Raw genomic sequence first — 16942 nt, forward strand, 5'->3', positions numbered from 1 at the left:
CACTATTTTTATTTCGCAAAAACTAATTAATGTACTATTCAAAATCCGTTAGTGAAACAAAACTCTTAGTATTTATCCTTATTTTCCGGAACGATACGGACACGTTGAATGGTTGGATTACCATCTTTGTCTTTTCTTACCGTGTCAATACGGATGTATTTGAGTTCCGGCGAGAATTCTTTAGCCAAACGACTTAAGGTATTGTCGCCTTTAAGAGCCGCATTAGAAGCAGCACCTGCCATAATAGCTCGGTATACGATCGTTGCAAATTCATAGCGAGTCATCATACGATCGCCACCGAAAGTTCCGTCAGGATAACCTTCGATGATACCAAGTTCATGAAGTTTAGTCACATATTCATAAGCCCAATGATTATCTGGCACATCAGGGAAGAGTTCGCTGTTTTCTTCCTGAAGTCTACCCGGATTTTGACCAGTCAACTGATTAATCAATTCACTTTGACGATTAATCACGGCATTTTGATTATTAACTAATTCTTCAAGTTTGGCCATACCGGCTCGAAGATCTCGCACTTCTTTAGCCACACCAACACGGGAGTTGGATACGTTATTGCCTTGGCCCAATTTGAAGGATACACCGGCGTTGATCATATTTTCGCCGCCACCGATAGTACCACCGATGGAGAAGGTAGTATCTTCGTTAGGTTTGTAAAAGGCACCAAGTGCACCGGCACTTGCACCGTTATAATTGCCATAACCGAAGGCAAAATCCCATTTGTCATCAGGATCGAAGTCCTGTGGATGAAGGGCTGCCAAAGCGGCTGCACCGGCACCAACTTTATTAATACGGTTATCTGATTTATTTACCGCACCACCTATGTTGTTAATAGCCTGGTCACGTTGAGCAAGTTGGCTACCATTAATTGCATCGGTGGAGCCTGGAGCAACGACACCGTCAGCAACACCGCTCACCACGTTGTTACCCATGTTGATATTGCTATCCTGAATAGTGATTGTACGATCACTGTCTACCGTCTTAATGGTAACACCACTATTATTAATAGTCGCATTACCGGTTGTTACACTATCAAGACCGGTTAAGTCTTTAACAAGTTTAATATCAAGACCATCACCGTTAGCATTTTTTACGACGCCGATATTACCGCTGGATAAGTTAGAAGCATCAGCACCACCGTTGAGTTTCAAGGTATCACCAAGGCCAACAGACACTTTATTATCAGCACCGTCGTCGCCTTCGAACACACGACCTCCGGTAATCTTATCATCAACCGCTTTCAACTGATCTTCCGTAGCTGCACGACCGGATTGAATGTTTTGGCCATCCCACTTAGTATTATCCAAACCGGTAAGGTAACTGCCTGTTGCCGGATTGCTGTCGCCTGCCGTGTTGTCTTGATTGCCAAGAACAACACCGCCTGCGGAAATATGACCTTTGGAACCATCCAGCTTAACTTGGTTATCACCACTGCCGGCTGTCACGGTTGCACCATTACCGTCGATGTTAACTTGTTTCGCCGGATCAGTATTATCACCAAGAGTGATATTATTATTCAAGTTAACTTTATTGTTTTTATCAACGGTAATATTCTTACCGGACTGAGCTTTCGCAGCCTCAGCTTGGCCCTTAGCAATATTGTACACGTTACCGATGTTAGCACCGTTGTTGTAGTTTTCTTGACCTTCCACACTTGTATCATAGTTATTGCCAAGACCACTACCTACGTTCTTGATTACAGTATTGCCTGCATTAATGCCATCTTTGTCGATGGAAATACCGGAATCTTTAACAGTAATCTTGTCAGTAGCAACGCCTTCTTTGTCAATAGTTGTGTTGCCGGCTGTAATAGACCCTTTTTGACCAAGATCTATATTGTCTTTCAAGCCTACTTGTAATTTGCCGTCATCGGTTACTTTTGTTTCGATGTTTTTATCACCGGCTACAGTAATCGTCTGACCTAAATCTTGCTTTACAGACTTGCCGTCATCAGCTGTTAAGCCGAAGCCACCGTTTGCTTGACCTTTGATGTCATTAATAGCCGTGTTCAAATCACCGATATTGGCCGCGTTATTCCAGTTTTCCTGACCAGCTTTAGTGTTGTCATACGTCTTACCGGTTGTACCGCTGGCCACATTAGTAATTTGGTTACCACCGTTATTGAGGCCTTTATCAGTAAGACTTACCGCACTTGTACCGCTACCGATAGTTACACCGCTGTTGTTAATTACGGTGTTGCCAATAGTTACGGAACCTTTATCAGAGAGGTTCAAGTCTTTGTTCAACTTAATCAACAATTGACCGTTATCGCTATCCTGGCTGGATACAACACCGATATTACCATCAGTTAAGTCAGCTTCGTTAGTTGCATTGCCTTTTACATTAACTTGGTTGTTCAATTTAACTTTAGAGGTATTACCGAAGTCGCCACCGTATTTCATGCCGTCGCTCAAGGTAGCTACAGTATTACCGCCTACAGTAATACGATCAACAGGGGAGCCGTTTACATCGTCAACACTAGGACCAACTTTAATATTTACAGTTGTACCAGGTGTTCCGTCAGCACCGGCAGGACCGGTTAAACCGATAGAACCGTCCTTGCCGTTGATAACAACGGATGAACCATCTTTACCGTTGATACCAATCTTACCGTCTACGCCATCTGTGCCATCAGAACCGTCTTTTGCACCGATAGAGAGATTATTACTTAAACCTACAGTAATCTTACCATTAGCAGCATCAGCTGTAGTTGTAATATTCTGACCATCGCCGGCAATTTGGATTGTTTCGCCGAGATTTTGTTTAACTGCATCACCACTGTCTGCAGTCAAACCAAATTCACCGCCACCGGTGCTTGTTGAAATAGTATTTACCTTATCGTTAAGAGCTTTAAGTTGATCTTCAGTAGCGGCACGACCACTTACAGCATCAGGGTTAGTCGTATTCCAAGCCGTATTATCTAAGCCGGTTAAGTAAGTACCTGTTTGAGAAATACCACTTGCTGTACTTGCCTTTTGTTTCCCCAAAACTGCACTACCTACTCTTAATGAACCCTCATCGCCTAAGTTAACATCTTTTACTAATTGAACTTTTAATTTACCGTTAACGTTGTTAACACCGATGTTATTTTCAGTTAATTTGTCGGCATCAGCACCACCAACGATATCTAACTGTTCGTTAAGTTTCTTAGCGATGACATTAGTGCCATCTTCCTTAGCATTGTCACCGGCATACTTCTGGCCATCATTCAAAGTGGCTACTGTTTGATCGTTTACTACGATACGGTCAACAACTTTTCCGTCTACACCCTTAACACCATCTATACCATCAACGCCTTTTATAGTAATAGTTTTGCCCGGAGCTCTGTCACCATTGGCAGGACCGGTTAAACCAATAGAACTGTCTTTACCGTTAATAACAACGGAAGAACCGTCTTTACCGTTTACAGTTACACTACCATCTTCACCATCTTTGCCTCTTGTACCGACAGAAAGAGTATTACTCAAGCCTACGGTAATTTTACCGTTAGTTGCATCACTGGTAGTTGTAATGTTGCCGTCACCGGCAATATTTAAAGTTTCACCAAGGTTACGGTGTACGGAATCACCACTATCAGCCGTGAAATTCAAGCCATCATTAGTTAATTCGGTTTTAGCCGCATCGGTAATATTTTTAATGTCACCGATATTGGCACCATTGGTAAGGTTGTTATAAGTTGGGTTACCATCAGCATCAACACCATCATAACCGCTAGCTACATTAGTAATCTGTTTGCTACCGCCATCGATGCCGCCGGTTGTTACGGACGGGCCGTTAGTAATTGTTAAACCGCCGCTTGTAAGAGCTGTATCGCCAACTTTTACGCCATCATTATTAACAACAGTGTTGCCTGTTATCACGGAACCTGTATCGCCGGTATATACCATGCCGTCATCAAGCGTAGCTACAGTCGCACCGCCTACAGTAACACGGTCAATGGAGTTACCGTTTACATCGTTAGCAGCCGTGCCGGCTTTAATAGTAACAGGCGAACCGTCAGCTGTATTCAAAGCGATAGAGCCGTCAGCACCGTTAATCGCTACTGCAGAACCAGCTTTACCATTTACGGTAATGGAGCTGTCCGTCCCTTCTGTGCCTGCAGCACTATCAGCAGCACTACCTAAAGTAATATTATCTGCCAATTTCACATCATAAGTCGTTGCACCGGTTGTTTCAGTTTTTTCAGTTACCTGCAAGTTGCTGCCTGTATAGTTACCACTTGTACCGGCTGCAGTACCGCCTTCAACAGTAAGGTTTGTCTTGCTGCCTTCACCGGCACTTACACCTGCAATTGCCTTGGTCAACTGATCTACGTTGACAGCATCCGTGCCTTTAACACCGGTTGCCACATTGCTGATGACATTATTACCATTGTCAAGACCGGAACCTGTCAAGGACACAGGGTCACCTGTAGCAGGCGTAATCGTAATGCCATTATTATTAACAACCGTGTTACCTAAGGTTAAGGAACCGGTAGAACCTAAATCAACATCTTTCACTAACTGAACTTTTAACTGGCCGTTAACGTTGTTGACGCCAATGTTTTTGTCCGTCAATTCTCCTTCAGCACCGCCAACAATATCTAATTGCTCGTTAAGTGTCTTAGGAATAACTTTAGTTGTATCACTCTGACCGTCATCACCGGCGAATTTAAGACCGTCGCTCATAGTCGCCACCGTCTGGCCGCCTACAGTAATACGATCAACAGGATTACCGGCTAAGTTATTAGCACTTGTGCCTGCCTGGATGGTTACAGGAGAACCGTCAGCTGTATTCAAAGCGATAGAACCGTCAGCACCGTTAATAGCTACGGAAGAGCCGTCTTTACCATTTACCGTGATAGAGCCGTCGGTCCCTTCTGTACCGGCTGCACTGTCGGTTTCACTACCTAAGGTAATAGTATCCGCCAACTTCACATCATACGTCGTAGCTCCGGTTGTTTCGGTTTTTTCAGTAATCTGCAAATTGCTGCCTGCATAGTTACCACTGGTTCCGGCTGCAGTACCGCCTTCAACAGTAAGATTTGTCTTGCTGCCTTCACCGGCACTTACACCTGCTATAGCCTTGGTCAACTGATCCACGTTAACAGCATCTGTACCATCTGTACCGGTTGCAACATTGGTAATCTTATTGCCACCGTTATTAAGGCCACTATTAGAAAGGCTTACCGTATTATCGCCGCTACCAAAAGTTAAGGAACCGGTAGAACCTAAGTTGATATCTTTATTAAGTTTAACCGTTAATAAACCGTTGTCGCCGGCTTGGCTGGAAACAACGCCGATGTTACCGGTCGTCAAATCAGCTTCCGTTGCTGCTTCACCTTTTACATCTACTTGATTGTTGAGTTTTACATTGGAAACTGTACCGAAGTCACCGCCGTATTTCATACCGTCATTAAGAGTTGCAACAGTTTGACCGCCTACGGTAATACGGTTAACAGGGGATCCGGTTACGTCATTAGCACTGGTTCCTGCCTGAATGGTTACAGGAGAACCATCAGCTGTATTCATTACGATAGAACCGTTAGAACCATTAATTGCAACGGAAGAACCGTCAGCACCATTAACAGTCATAGAACCATCGGTAGTACCTTTGTCGCCAAGCGCAACAGTATTGCTCAAACCAACAGTAATTTTACCGTCTCCGGCCGTAGTCGTAACATTACCGTCACCGGCAACTTGAATTGTTTTGCCAAGGTCCTGTTTTACAGCTGTACCGCTATCATCAGTCAAGCCAAAACCACCGGTTGCATTAGCACTGGTACCGTCGGAAACAGCAGTCACTGCATCGCTTACGGTTTTGAGCTGATCTTCAGTCGCTGCACGACCGGTTACGATGTCAGGATTTGTTACATTCCAAGTCGTATTGTCTAAACCGGTTACATAGCTGCCGTCTTGAGCTACACCACCGGCTGTCACAACGCCTTGGTTACCTAATACAGCATCGCCCGCTTCTACCGTATTCAAACCGGTAATATCTTTAGCCAAGCGAACGGTTAATTTGCCATTGTCGCCATCTTGAGCGGCCACAATACCAATATTATTATCGGTAGATAGTTTGGATGAATCGGTTTCGCCACCAACAATATTTACTGTTTTATTTAATTTAACAGCAGCCGAACCTGTGTCGCCGGTATATACCATACCGTCGTTCAAGGTTGCTACAGTTTGTCCACCTGCTGTAATACGGTTAATAGAATTACCGTTCACATCATTTGCCGACGTACCGGCTGTGATAGTAGCTGTAGAGCCGTCTGTACCGGTTAAGGCAACAGAACCCGTTGCACCATCAACAGCTACAGAAGAGCCGCCTGTACCGTTAACCGTAAGGGAACCATTTGTACCACTGGTGCCTGTGCTACCTAAGGTTACGTTATCGGCAAGTTTTAAGTCATACGTCGCTGTACCTGTTCCGGTCGTTGACGTAAGTTGTAAATTATTACCTGTATAGGTACCACTTGTACCGGCTGCCGTACCGCCTTCAACAGTAACGGTAGTCGTCGTACCGGAGCCACCGCTAACACCGGCAATAGCTTGATTCAATTGACTGACGTTAACACCATCTGTACCGGCCGTACCTGCAGCAACGTTAGTTATCTTATTACCGCCATTATTAAGACCGGCGGTGGTCAAAGTTACATTACTACCGGATTTAGGTCTGATAGTAACGCCATTCCCGCTAACAGTTGTGGCGTTGCCGGTAGTCGGATTTGTTAAATAAATCGTTTCCAAACCGCGAAGTGTTTTATTGAGGCGAAGTGTAACTGTATTATCACTGATGATAGCCCCGATATTAGGTTGAGCCGCAAAATCAGACTGATAATACAGTGTATTATCTACACCACCCGTAATCTTCAACGATTGATTTAAAAGCTTAGTAACTGTACGCGGTGTGCCGTCAGAACCATAGGTAGTAGTATAGCTACTGTCTTTGAAATCACCGGTAGTAGCAAGCATGGTATTTGTCCATTGCTTCATGTTCACGGCATCCGTATCATACTGACCGGCCGCTAAACCGGTAAGTTTACGCGTCAACGCAGTTCCATTGGCTCCATCAGTACCAATGGAAACAACACCGGACGTGCTATTCCATGCCCCACCGGTAGTAGTTCCGGCATTGCCTTTTGTAGAAAGCCAGCTTCTCCAAGTGCTGTCCTGATTATTCCAACCGCCACCGGTCGTATCTGCAGCACGACTTGCCACAGAGTTAGCACCAATAGCAACACTGCCTACTGCATTAGCTGCAGAAGTATCCCCTAAAGCGACAGCAGTGGTAGCCGAACCATCAATAGTAGAACCTTTACCTATGGCAATAGCATTACCTGCCGTAGAACTCGCCTGATAACCAATAGCAATAGATTCCGGTCCGGTTGATACAGTACCTGCAGTTGCTTCTCGGCCGATAGAAATACTTCGTCCACCTACTGCTTTGGCTTGATAGCCAATGGCCATAGAACTACCTGCACTGGCTACGGTATCATAACCCAGGGCCATCGTATACGAAGAAGTTGCTTGTGCATTCGTACCTTGAGCTATTGCGCCACCACCACTGGCCACAGCAGTAAAACCCACCGCTAAAGAGCGTAATCCGGTTGCCTGAGCACTGTTACCTACAGCTGTCGTATATTGATTGTTAGCAACTGAAGCTGCACCGGCAGCAAGAGAACCAACAGACGTAGCTTTAGCAGCCTCCCCGAAAGCAGACGTACTGGTGGCACTTGCGAGAGCCCCATCACCAATAGCGGCAGCACTAATATCGGTTGCCTGGCTTCCTGAACCAATAGCTACAGTATGAAACGACGTTGCTTTAGCCCCGGAACCTATGGCAGCTGCAGCCAAACCATTACCGTCATATGAAGTTCTACTAGTATCGGTATTACCGGCAACAGCATTATTACCAATAGCGATAGCGTCCGTAGAGTATGAACGAGTATTAGTACCGATGGACATGGTATTTTCATAGGCAAGCGTACTCCCATCAGGTTGGCCGGCATACGCATTCTGGCCGATGGCAATACCATGAATAGCATTCGATCGGTTATTTGAACCTACAATAACCGAGTTGCCGGCACGACCGTAAGCAATATTGTCATGGCCAATCATGACACGGCCGCCTAGAGCCGAGCTAAGGCCTGTTCCCTCAGGCGTATCTTCCGACGCAGTGGTGGTCGGAGCAATAGCCGTCTGATTAGCACCAACGACGACATCATTGAGGCCGTAGGCTAAAGCCGAGCGACCAATAGCAATGGCATTTTCACCACTCTGAGTTACGCCGCCGACTGAATATGTACCACCGGCGAAAGCACCAGCCCCCATTGCAATTGCATAATTATAGCCTGAAGTGGCACCACCGATAGCAACGGTTTCCGTACCGGTTGCAGATGCATCAGTCCCCAAAGCAAGGGCATCCTCACCGGTTGCGGTAGCCGTACCTACAGCTACTGCACCTCTACCATCTGCTCTTGCAGTACCACTGACAGCCGTAGTATCATTATCAAAATTAACACGTGCCCCCCATTGGTTTGTTGCATCAGCTGTCATAGGATTAAGCCATGCACTACCTACAACTAAACTACTTACTACAGCAAGGCGCAACAAATCACCGGTTACCTTCATACCGGATTGTGATTTGTTTCTACTATGACTTTTTGCTACTTCCGAAACTACTACATAAGCATTTCGAACCTTACTCCAAACAACCTTATAAATCTTATTCATTACGACTACAACCTCCTCTTTTTCTTATTTGATTATTTTGAATAAAATTCACTTAATTAAATATTAAATAAAATGTTTCTTAAATCAAAAGAAAAAGCAAAAAAAATAAAGGTTCTATAATTTATTTTGGGGCGCTAAAGAGAAACGCTAGTTGCGTGTCCTCTTGGCGCCTACTTTTTTTGCACAAAAAAAGACATATTGAATAAAATCCGATACAATAAAGGTGCTAACAATTAACGAAAGGATGTTTATTCAATATGTCTAGTCTTAATTATATAGGAAAAATGCTCGGAATAAAAGATTCACATATCCAAAATATGAGAGAAACTTCAGAAGAATATGTATTACATGTGATGGTGCCGGTAAAACCTCATGTTTGTCCTAATTGCCATAAGGAAACAACGCGTATAAAAGGCTATACACATCGTACAATCCGCCACACTACAACCAATGAAAAGCCGATTCGCCTTATCTATCGTCAACGCCGGTATAGCTGCACTTGCGGACGCACGTTTAATGAAAAAACAGAGTTCTCTACGCGCTATCTTAGGACTACCCCCCGACTACGAGAAGTGGTCATTACTGAATTGTCAGAGGTAAAATCTCTAACAGCAGTTGCTAAACATTGTCATATTAGCGTAACTCAAGTTATTCGCATTTTTAAGGAAATTAACTATAGCCGGCCCAAGACATTACCTGCGGTATTATCTATTGATGAATTTAAAGGCAATGCAGCCGGCCAAAAATACCAGGTCATCCTTACCGATCCTACTGACCATAAAATACTGGATATTCTGCCTAAACGAGATACAGTCAAGCTAATACAGTACTTTTTGCAATTCCCAAGACACGTACGAAACAACGTAAAATACATCACAATGGACATGTCCCTCCAATTCCGCTCCGTCATGAAGCAATGCTTCCCTAAAGCTCATATTGTTGCTGACAGATTCCACTTAATCCGGCTGGTGACCTTTGCCCTTGAGCGAGTGCGTAAAGCTGAGCAAAATACCTTAACTAATGCAAGCCGAACCTTCAAAACGAATAAGCGAATATTGACTAAACATTTTAAGGATTTAACTGACAATGAATATGCAAAACTGATGGATATGTTTCACTATTCATCGAGATTACACCGTGCCTATATGCTAAAATATACCTTCCATACAGTGTTGAAATTTAAACGGAGGCGCGATATTCTAAGGTCCATAAATGAATGGCTTTCATTAGTTTTTGACTCTGAACTATCTGAATTTCAATCCCTCTTAAAAACGTTCTCCTCTTGGAGCGACGAAATTATTAATGCCTTAACCTTACCATATTCAAACGGCTTTACCGAGGGTTGCAACAACAAAATTAAAGTTTTAAAACGTTGCTCTTTTGGGATACGGAACTTCCACTACTTCCGAAACCGGATTTTATTCATCAATGCAAGAAAAGGACACGCAACAGTTATGTCGCATGTCCTTCCTCAAAGTGCATAGACTCTTTAGCGCCCCAAAATTTGACAAAGAGCCAAAATAAATCGTGCTCTTGAAAATGAACCACTTGTTAATCGAAAAACAAAATAAATCCATTTGACACGATTTATTCACTTCACAAAAACACAATATTTTCAAGCATTTTTCAAATATCCATCAACTCAAATACAATTCAAAAATTAATGAGATATTTATGAATCTATCTTAAGTATACCATTTCAAAATATTCGATGTAAAGAATTAATTATAAATTTATTTTTATAACCTTATTATTCATATTATCATTATCATCGATATGATTCGACATTTATCAATTAGCATCGAATTTCATAGATAAATATAGATAAATGCGAATATATTCATTTCTTTAATTATCAAATAGGTTTTAGGCTTATAGGACAAAAAGTGTGTGTGGCTTTTTTAGTTAATCCCAATAAATTGGAAATTCCGTGGACATATGAAACTCATTCCAGACGATGGCATCGCCCCATTGCGGTAAGATATTATCAGGACGGTTATTCCGCATTATCCTACGGTAAGTAGCAGCAATGGTTTTATCTGTAGGCATACATTTTAATATTTCAGCAACAGGAAGCGGTCTAGGTGAGTGCTCGTAACACCACCAATAGACCGCTTTTAATCGTCTTTCTAAGGATAACCCTCTGTGATCTCGTAACATCCCCCTAAGTTGCGCATTAACGCCTCCTTCCAGTCGATTGTTCGTTGTAGGTACGGTAATATCTACAAACGTCAGGTAGGTAAATAGAGTCTCATCTCTAATTAATCGTAAAAGTCCTGCCTCAGCTTTTAAGAGGCGTTCATGAGTTGCCCTTTGATTCCCATTTTCGTCGACTGTCATTTCACGTAAGAAGTCATCAAACTCTTCTCTCCAAGCTAATAATCCATCAATCCAAGTATAGGCATCATCTATCGATTGAATCTTAAATAAACGCTTTGCCAGTTCATATAAGGCCTTGCCGGCTATTGTTTTTGGCGCAGAGGTTGTATACCTTCTTACTTGCGCAAAAACATGAAATAAGCAGCGTTGATGGTTACTTGTCGGCCACCTCTTTGCTAAGGCCTTAGCAAATCCGGATCCGCCGTCTGAGATAACAACACGCGGAGGAGCAATACGGTCCATTAATGCCTGCCAAGCTCTAGAGTTCTCATATCTACAAACATACCAGCCTAATACATGGTCCTTACTACAACAAATAAGTACACAGAGCTTACGCGTTAGGTATATGCCGTCAAAGTAAAGCACATCATATACTTCCTCAATCTTTGGTGGGAGGCACCATATGGACCAAAATTTAGACGTTTTACGTCTAAATGTACGCCCTCTTCCAGGCATATGCTGCTGCAATTGTTTACTAAATAACCATTTCAAAAACAGCTTTAGATCATTACTATCAGTGTTAATTTTGTTAGTGAAAGCGACTTTACAGTGCTTACAAAACCATCGCTGAGAACCGGATTTCAATATACCGTGTTTTATACATTTTCGACCACAATCAGGGCAAACTACTTGTTTAATTTTAATCATCCTCCTATTTATGTTTTTATTTAGGAAGATATAATACCATTTTAGTCAGTAGTTATGTGGGTTCAAGCATGTTTTTACACACACTTTTTGTCCACCCTTTATCTTTGTCAAAAAAAGATAAAAGTGCTATAAACCCAGTATCTATCTAGGTTTACAGCACTTTTTACACACACTTTTTGTCCTATAACTCTGTTTTTACACACACTTTTTGTCCACCCTTTATCTTTGTCAAAAAAAGATAAAAGTGCTACAAACCCAGTATTTATCTAAGTTTGCAGCACTTTCTACACACACTTTTTGTCCTATAACTCAGGTTTTACCCCCCCCATCGATTTTTATCGATATCGTATTTTATAACCTGTTCCTGCATAAAAAAACAGCCACTGTGAGTACAGTGAGCTGAAAGTAAAACGCTATCAATATTAACTATTATTTTGTGAAATTAATAAACTTTTGTAAACTAAAAATTCAACGTTTCGTTTACGAAGCATTCCTTATTTTCGAGGCACATTAATTTCGCATTAAAAACAAAAAAGCACTTGATTTTTCAAGTGCTTTTTCTAAAGTTTCTGGTGGACGATGACAGGATCGAACTGCCGACATCCTGCTTGTAAGGCAGGCGCTCTCCCAGCTGAGCTAATCGTCCATATGTGGTGACCCGTGGGGGAATCGAACCCCCGATACCGCCGTGAAAGGGCGGTGTCTTAACCGCTTGACCAACGGGCCACATTGGCTCCCCGAGTAGGACTCGAACCTACGACCGATCGGTTAACAGCCGATTGCTCTACCGACTGAGCTATCGAGGAATGGTACAAGAGATATTTTATACTAAATTCAAAGTAAAAGCAAGTACTTTTTTATTAAATTTTTACAAATTCCATACGTATTTTAAATATGTTGCAAAAGTCACACATTTCGGGCTTTTATTAAACCTTTGTTAGGCTTTTATTAGGCCTTTATTGTTCTTTTCCGCCCCTGAAATCCCGACTATATGATTGGTAATTTCACTAAATCCGCCCGCCTAAATCTGCCTGCCCAAACCACGCGCAAAAAAAGCGGTCAGGCATTACTTACCTGACCGCTCTTACGCTGAGTATACTTCTTTCATTATATTATTTAGCAAGGTGGCTACGCATAGCCTGTTAGACAGTCATACTTAGCGTTGTATAAGTTGTACGGACTCAATCAGTACTCACTACTGTTTGACCGTTAAAAGCAAAGTGTAAAGATTCTTAAAGCTGTAGTCAGCTGTTAATTCAAATTAAACGAGTTTGCTCCCGTTATTATCAGCCGTTGAAACCACGAAGTTTGCTGGCATCAACCAAACGTTTCAAAGCTACCATGTAAGCAGCTAAACGAGGATATACTTTGTACTGTTGTTGCATTTCCCAAACTTCTTCAAAGCTCATTTTCATGTTCTTTTCGAGGCGAGCATTTACTTCGTCTTCATCCCAGTAGAAGCCGGCTTTGTTCTGTACCCATTCGTAGTAAGAAGTTACTACGCCGCCACCGTTTGCCAATACGTCAGGAATGATTTCGATGCCTTTTTCAAAGAAGTACAAGTCAGCTTCATTAGTTGTAGGGCCGTTAGCACCTTCCAAGATAGTTTTAGCTTTAACTTCTTTCATATTGCTGCCGTTCAATTGGTTTTCCAAAGCAGCGAGGTATAATACATCTACGTCGAGAAGTAATAATTCAGGGTTAGGAATACGAGTCATGCCGGCTTCTTCGTAGCCTTCCAAGGAACGGCCATGAGAGTTGGCATATTCGTAAGCTTTTTCAACGTCGATACCGTTTTCATTGTAAATGGAACCATGAACGTCGCCGATAGCAACGATTTTAGCGCCTTCACGATGCATCAATAAAGCACCAACGCTACCTACGTTACCGAAGCCTTGAACAGCGATAGTTACGTCGCTCATTTTCTTACCTTTCTTTTCAAGGTAGCTCTTCAACGTAAACATGCAGCCACGGCCGGTTGCTTCGTTACGGCCTTTGGAACCGCCAACGGCCAATGGTTTACCGGTTACAACGCCCGGGGACCATACGCCTTTTAATGTGGAGAATTCATCCACAATCCAAGCCATAATCTGAGGATTAGTGTTAACATCAGGAGCCGGCACGTCAGTGTCAACGCCGATGATTGGCGCAATTTTACGAACAAAACCGCGAGTTAAGCGTTCTAATTCGCGTTGGCTCAATTTCTTAGGATCTACTTTAATACCGCCTTTACCGCCACCGTATGGAAGGTGTGCGATAGAGTTTTTGATTGTCATCCAAGCTGCCAAAGCACGAACTTCGTTTTCATCGGAATCAGGATGGAAACGGAGACCACCTTTAGCGGCGCCCATAATTGTACTATGTTGCGTACGATAACCGCTGAAAACTTCAATATGACCATCGTCCATTTGTACCGGTACGGCTACTTGCATTTCCCGTTCAGGATGACGGATAACTTCATAGTCGTTTCTCGTCAAACCTAATTTTTCGGCCGCTTGGTCAAGTGTGTTAAGCATGTTTTCGTAGGGATTATAATTTGCCATAATAATCGTGTCTCCTTTTTACGCATACACTATAAAATCAAAGATTCAACATTACAAATCTATGTCTTGTATACACTATACCACAGCCCCAAGTTATTAACCATGTATTTTTCATATGAGGCATTTTTATCATAACTATTACGCATGATTTATAAAGGATAGAAAATAAAAGAGTCCGCCTTGATTTTTTAAGGCGAACTCTTACTATTTTTATGTATATATGACAATTCAATATAGATAAAACTCCATAAAGAACCGTCTTTTTGACCATTCTATAGAGTATAAATCAAAAATCCCTGTCAAAAACTATACTTCTACGGTGATTAAAGATTAATTTCCAACTCAACCGGGCAGTGATCGCTGCCGAAAATATCCGGATGAATTTTAGCTTCCACAATATCCTTATCGAGACGTGCGGAGGTAATAAAATAGTCAATTCTCCACCCTACGTTCCGATCGCGGGCTTTGCCCATATAGGACCACCAGCTGTACGCATCGGTCACGTCCGGATAAAGTTTACGGAAAGTATCGGTGAAACCGGCATCTAACAACTCCGTCATTTTCTCACGTTCTTCGTCGGTAAAGCCGGCGTTTCTCCGATTTGTCTTAGGATTTTTTAAGTCAATTTCATTATGCGCTACGTTTAAATCACCGCAAAGAATAACCGGCTTTTTCGCATCTAATTCCAACAAATAGGCGCGGAACGCATCTTCCCAAGTCATACGGTATTCCAAACGAGCCAATTCACGCTGGCTGTTCGGCGTGTAGCAGGTTACGAGATAAAAATTATCGTATTCCGCCGTAATCACGCGCCCTTCCTGATCGTGTTCTTCAATGCCGATACCGTTCGTTACATTTAACGGTTTCACACGTGTGAAAAGGGCCGTACCGCTGTACCCCTTTTTCACCGCACTGTTCCAATACTGCTCATAGCCCGGCAATTCCAACTCGATTTGGTGTGGCTGCAACTTCGTTTCCTGCAGGCAAAACATATCCGCATCAAGTTTTTCAAAACTTTCCATAAAACCTTTCGTTACCGCGGCGCGCAGACCGTTAACATTCCAAGAAATTAATTTCATCAAAGACTCCTTTCATAAGAAGCTGAGAGCTTCCTTAATAAGCATACTACTATACAGGCTTTAGCTTTAGCTTTAACTTCGGCTTTGGCTTCAGCTTTAGCTTAACCTTAACATCTATCATTTAACTTTATGTTCAACATCAACTGTCTTTTCTGTATTCGAATCAACTGCTTCGCCCCGTGCCGCCGCTGCTTTGGCCGCTTTGGCCGCTTCTTCAGCCTCTATTTCCGCCTCTTTACGGGCAAAATAAGCTTCTAATTTTTCACGGCGAACCTTACGAGTCAACTCAAATGCCAACGAGAACAACAGTAACACAACGGCAATTAAATTGGTGGTCGTAAAACCATGTGTATATATGTGGTACAAAATATAGAGAAATGCAATTATCAATAAAGCTCGCTGCAGTCCAACCATGACTAGCTCCTTTCATCGCCCCAAGCGGGATTAATCCTTCGCATACGGGGTTATAACCAACTCACCATGCACGAGCTCGGCCATATATATATCCGACGGTTGATAGCCTTGCTCTGCTACGTTCGTTTCTAACCACTCTCTATCTCTTTCGATTAATGACAATACATTTTCATCTATCTGCCCGTCAACGATTAACGGATAATGTACCGAATCTTCCCCAAATTTAACTACCGTCAATTGCCCGTTTTGTTCTAAAACGGCTCGTTTTACTTCGCCTACGCGCGTTACCCCATTGGCGCGCAGTTTTAAATGTAAGTCACCGGCACTGACGCCGTTGCGCATACAATCTTCTACTTGAATTTTACCATAATCCACCACGATTGTGGGCGTACCGTCTACGATACGTTTCACATGGTGATTATAGGCCGACAAATAGCGAAGCGCCATAACAACGATAGTCCATCCGATGAGAACCAGCAAAAATTGCAAGACTCCAATGGCTTCGTTATAAATAACACCCCCTATAATACCGCCAAGCACGTAGTTCTGCACCTGATCAATAGCCGAGTTCGGAGCCAAATTCCCCTTGCCCATTAAATTGATTTGCAGTACCAAACACAATATGCCCAGCACCAGTTTTATCATAATCAACGTATAACCCGTTATCATGTTTGCTTTACTCCTTCACCACATCTATGACTTTAATCTGCGAATCTATCACGTGTACCTGCGTCAATGAATAGGCTCCGTACCCTTTGATAAAATGGGCCCGATAAAAACGATTGCCCGCACTGACTATTACGTCATCATCAAGATGGGTTGAATTAACCTTCACATCTTCCTTATTCGTGCCCAAACGCTCCGATACAGATACGATAAAACTAGCCATGCGACTGCTTTCTTCCGAGTTTCGCATAGAGGAATCATATTCACTCCAACGAATGCCCAAAATAAACACAATCAGCAGCGATAAAAGAATTGTCAAATCGCGATAACGACTATTCAAACGATGGCGCATAAATAAGATACTGACCCCCAACAGCGCCACCAAGAGTATAAATGATATACCATATTGCAAAAGGGCGTTAAACTGCCCTTGTTGCACGATATAGGCATAAGTATAGAAATTCAAACGTACTCACCTCTG

The 16942-nt window shown here is 42.7% G+C and carries 8 protein-coding genes and 3 tRNA genes; 1 reads left to right on the forward strand and 10 read right to left on the reverse strand.

Annotation, left to right across the window (positions count from 1 at the left end):
* Positions 1-65: 65 nt before the first annotated feature.
* Positions 66-8732, reverse strand: a complete 8667-nt coding sequence (locus tag CCC71_RS00180) for an S-layer homology domain-containing protein (RefSeq protein WP_296332592.1) — start codon at positions 8730-8732, stop codon at positions 66-68.
* Between the two features lie 317 nt (positions 8733-9049).
* On the opposite strand from CCC71_RS00180, the gene CCC71_RS00185 reads away from it, so the two are divergent.
* Entirely contained in the window at positions 9050-10216 is a 1167-nt protein-coding gene (locus tag CCC71_RS00185; RefSeq protein ID WP_296332595.1) for an ISL3 family transposase, read from the forward strand.
* Between the two features lie 421 nt (positions 10217-10637).
* Here CCC71_RS00185 and CCC71_RS00190 read toward each other — a convergent pair whose 3' ends face one another.
* The 9 genes from CCC71_RS00190 to CCC71_RS00230 form a co-directional block, all read right to left on the reverse strand.
* On the reverse strand, positions 10638-11750 hold the full coding sequence (locus tag CCC71_RS00190) for an IS1249 family transposase (protein ID WP_296333587.1): 1113 nt from the start codon (positions 11748-11750) through the stop codon (positions 10638-10640).
* Positions 11751-12329: 579 nt separating this feature from the next.
* Positions 12330-12405: transfer RNA gene (locus CCC71_RS00195), tRNA-Val, on the reverse strand.
* Positions 12406-12410: 5 nt separating this feature from the next.
* Positions 12411-12485: transfer RNA gene (locus CCC71_RS00200), tRNA-Glu, on the reverse strand.
* A 4-nt stretch (positions 12486-12489) separates the two neighbouring features.
* Positions 12490-12565: transfer RNA gene (locus tag CCC71_RS00205), tRNA-Asn, on the reverse strand.
* A gap of 480 nt (positions 12566-13045) precedes the next feature.
* Positions 13046-14302, reverse strand: a complete 1257-nt coding sequence (locus tag CCC71_RS00210) for a Glu/Leu/Phe/Val family dehydrogenase (RefSeq protein WP_021841772.1) — start codon at positions 14300-14302, stop codon at positions 13046-13048.
* 323 nt (positions 14303-14625) lie between these two features.
* Entirely contained in the window at positions 14626-15381 is a 756-nt protein-coding gene (locus tag CCC71_RS00215; RefSeq protein ID WP_021841771.1) for an exodeoxyribonuclease III, read from the reverse strand.
* A gap of 117 nt (positions 15382-15498) precedes the next feature.
* Positions 15499-15795: a hypothetical protein gene (locus CCC71_RS00220; protein WP_021841770.1), complete on the reverse strand. Its 297-nt coding sequence runs from the start codon at positions 15793-15795 to the stop codon at positions 15499-15501.
* Positions 15796-15825: 30 nt separating this feature from the next.
* Positions 15826-16464 carry a DUF421 domain-containing protein gene (locus CCC71_RS00225; RefSeq protein WP_021841769.1) on the reverse strand — a complete coding sequence of 213 codons (639 nt, stop codon included), beginning with the start codon at positions 16462-16464 and terminating at the stop codon, positions 15826-15828.
* A gap of 7 nt (positions 16465-16471) precedes the next feature.
* On the reverse strand, positions 16472-16927 hold the full coding sequence (locus CCC71_RS00230) for a DUF3290 domain-containing protein (RefSeq protein ID WP_021841768.1): 456 nt from the start codon (positions 16925-16927) through the stop codon (positions 16472-16474).
* Between the last annotated feature and the right edge of the window lie 15 nt (positions 16928-16942).

It is taken from the genome of Veillonella sp. LMAG:90 (assembly GCF_008679445.1).
GTDB lineage: Bacteria > Bacillota > Negativicutes > Veillonellales > Veillonellaceae > Veillonella_A.

Excerpts from the sequence above, each read along its gene's own strand:
- CCC71_RS00185 (WP_296332595.1), top strand. The coding sequence starts at position 9,050 with ATGAGAGAAACTTCAGAAGAATATGTATTACATGTGATGGTGCCGGTA.
- CCC71_RS00210 (WP_021841772.1), bottom strand. The coding sequence starts at position 14,302 with ATGGCAAATTATAATCCCTACGAAAACATGCTTAACACACTTGACCAA.
- CCC71_RS00180 (WP_296332592.1), bottom strand. The coding sequence starts at position 8,732 with ATGAATAAGATTTATAAGGTTGTTTGGAGTAAGGTTCGAAATGCTTAT.
- CCC71_RS00215 (WP_021841771.1), bottom strand. The coding sequence starts at position 15,381 with ATGAAATTAATTTCTTGGAATGTTAACGGTCTGCGCGCCGCGGTAACG.
- CCC71_RS00225 (WP_021841769.1), bottom strand. The coding sequence starts at position 16,464 with ATGATAACGGGTTATACGTTGATTATGATAAAACTGGTGCTGGGCATA.
- CCC71_RS00220 (WP_021841770.1), bottom strand. The coding sequence starts at position 15,795 with ATGGTTGGACTGCAGCGAGCTTTATTGATAATTGCATTTCTCTATATT.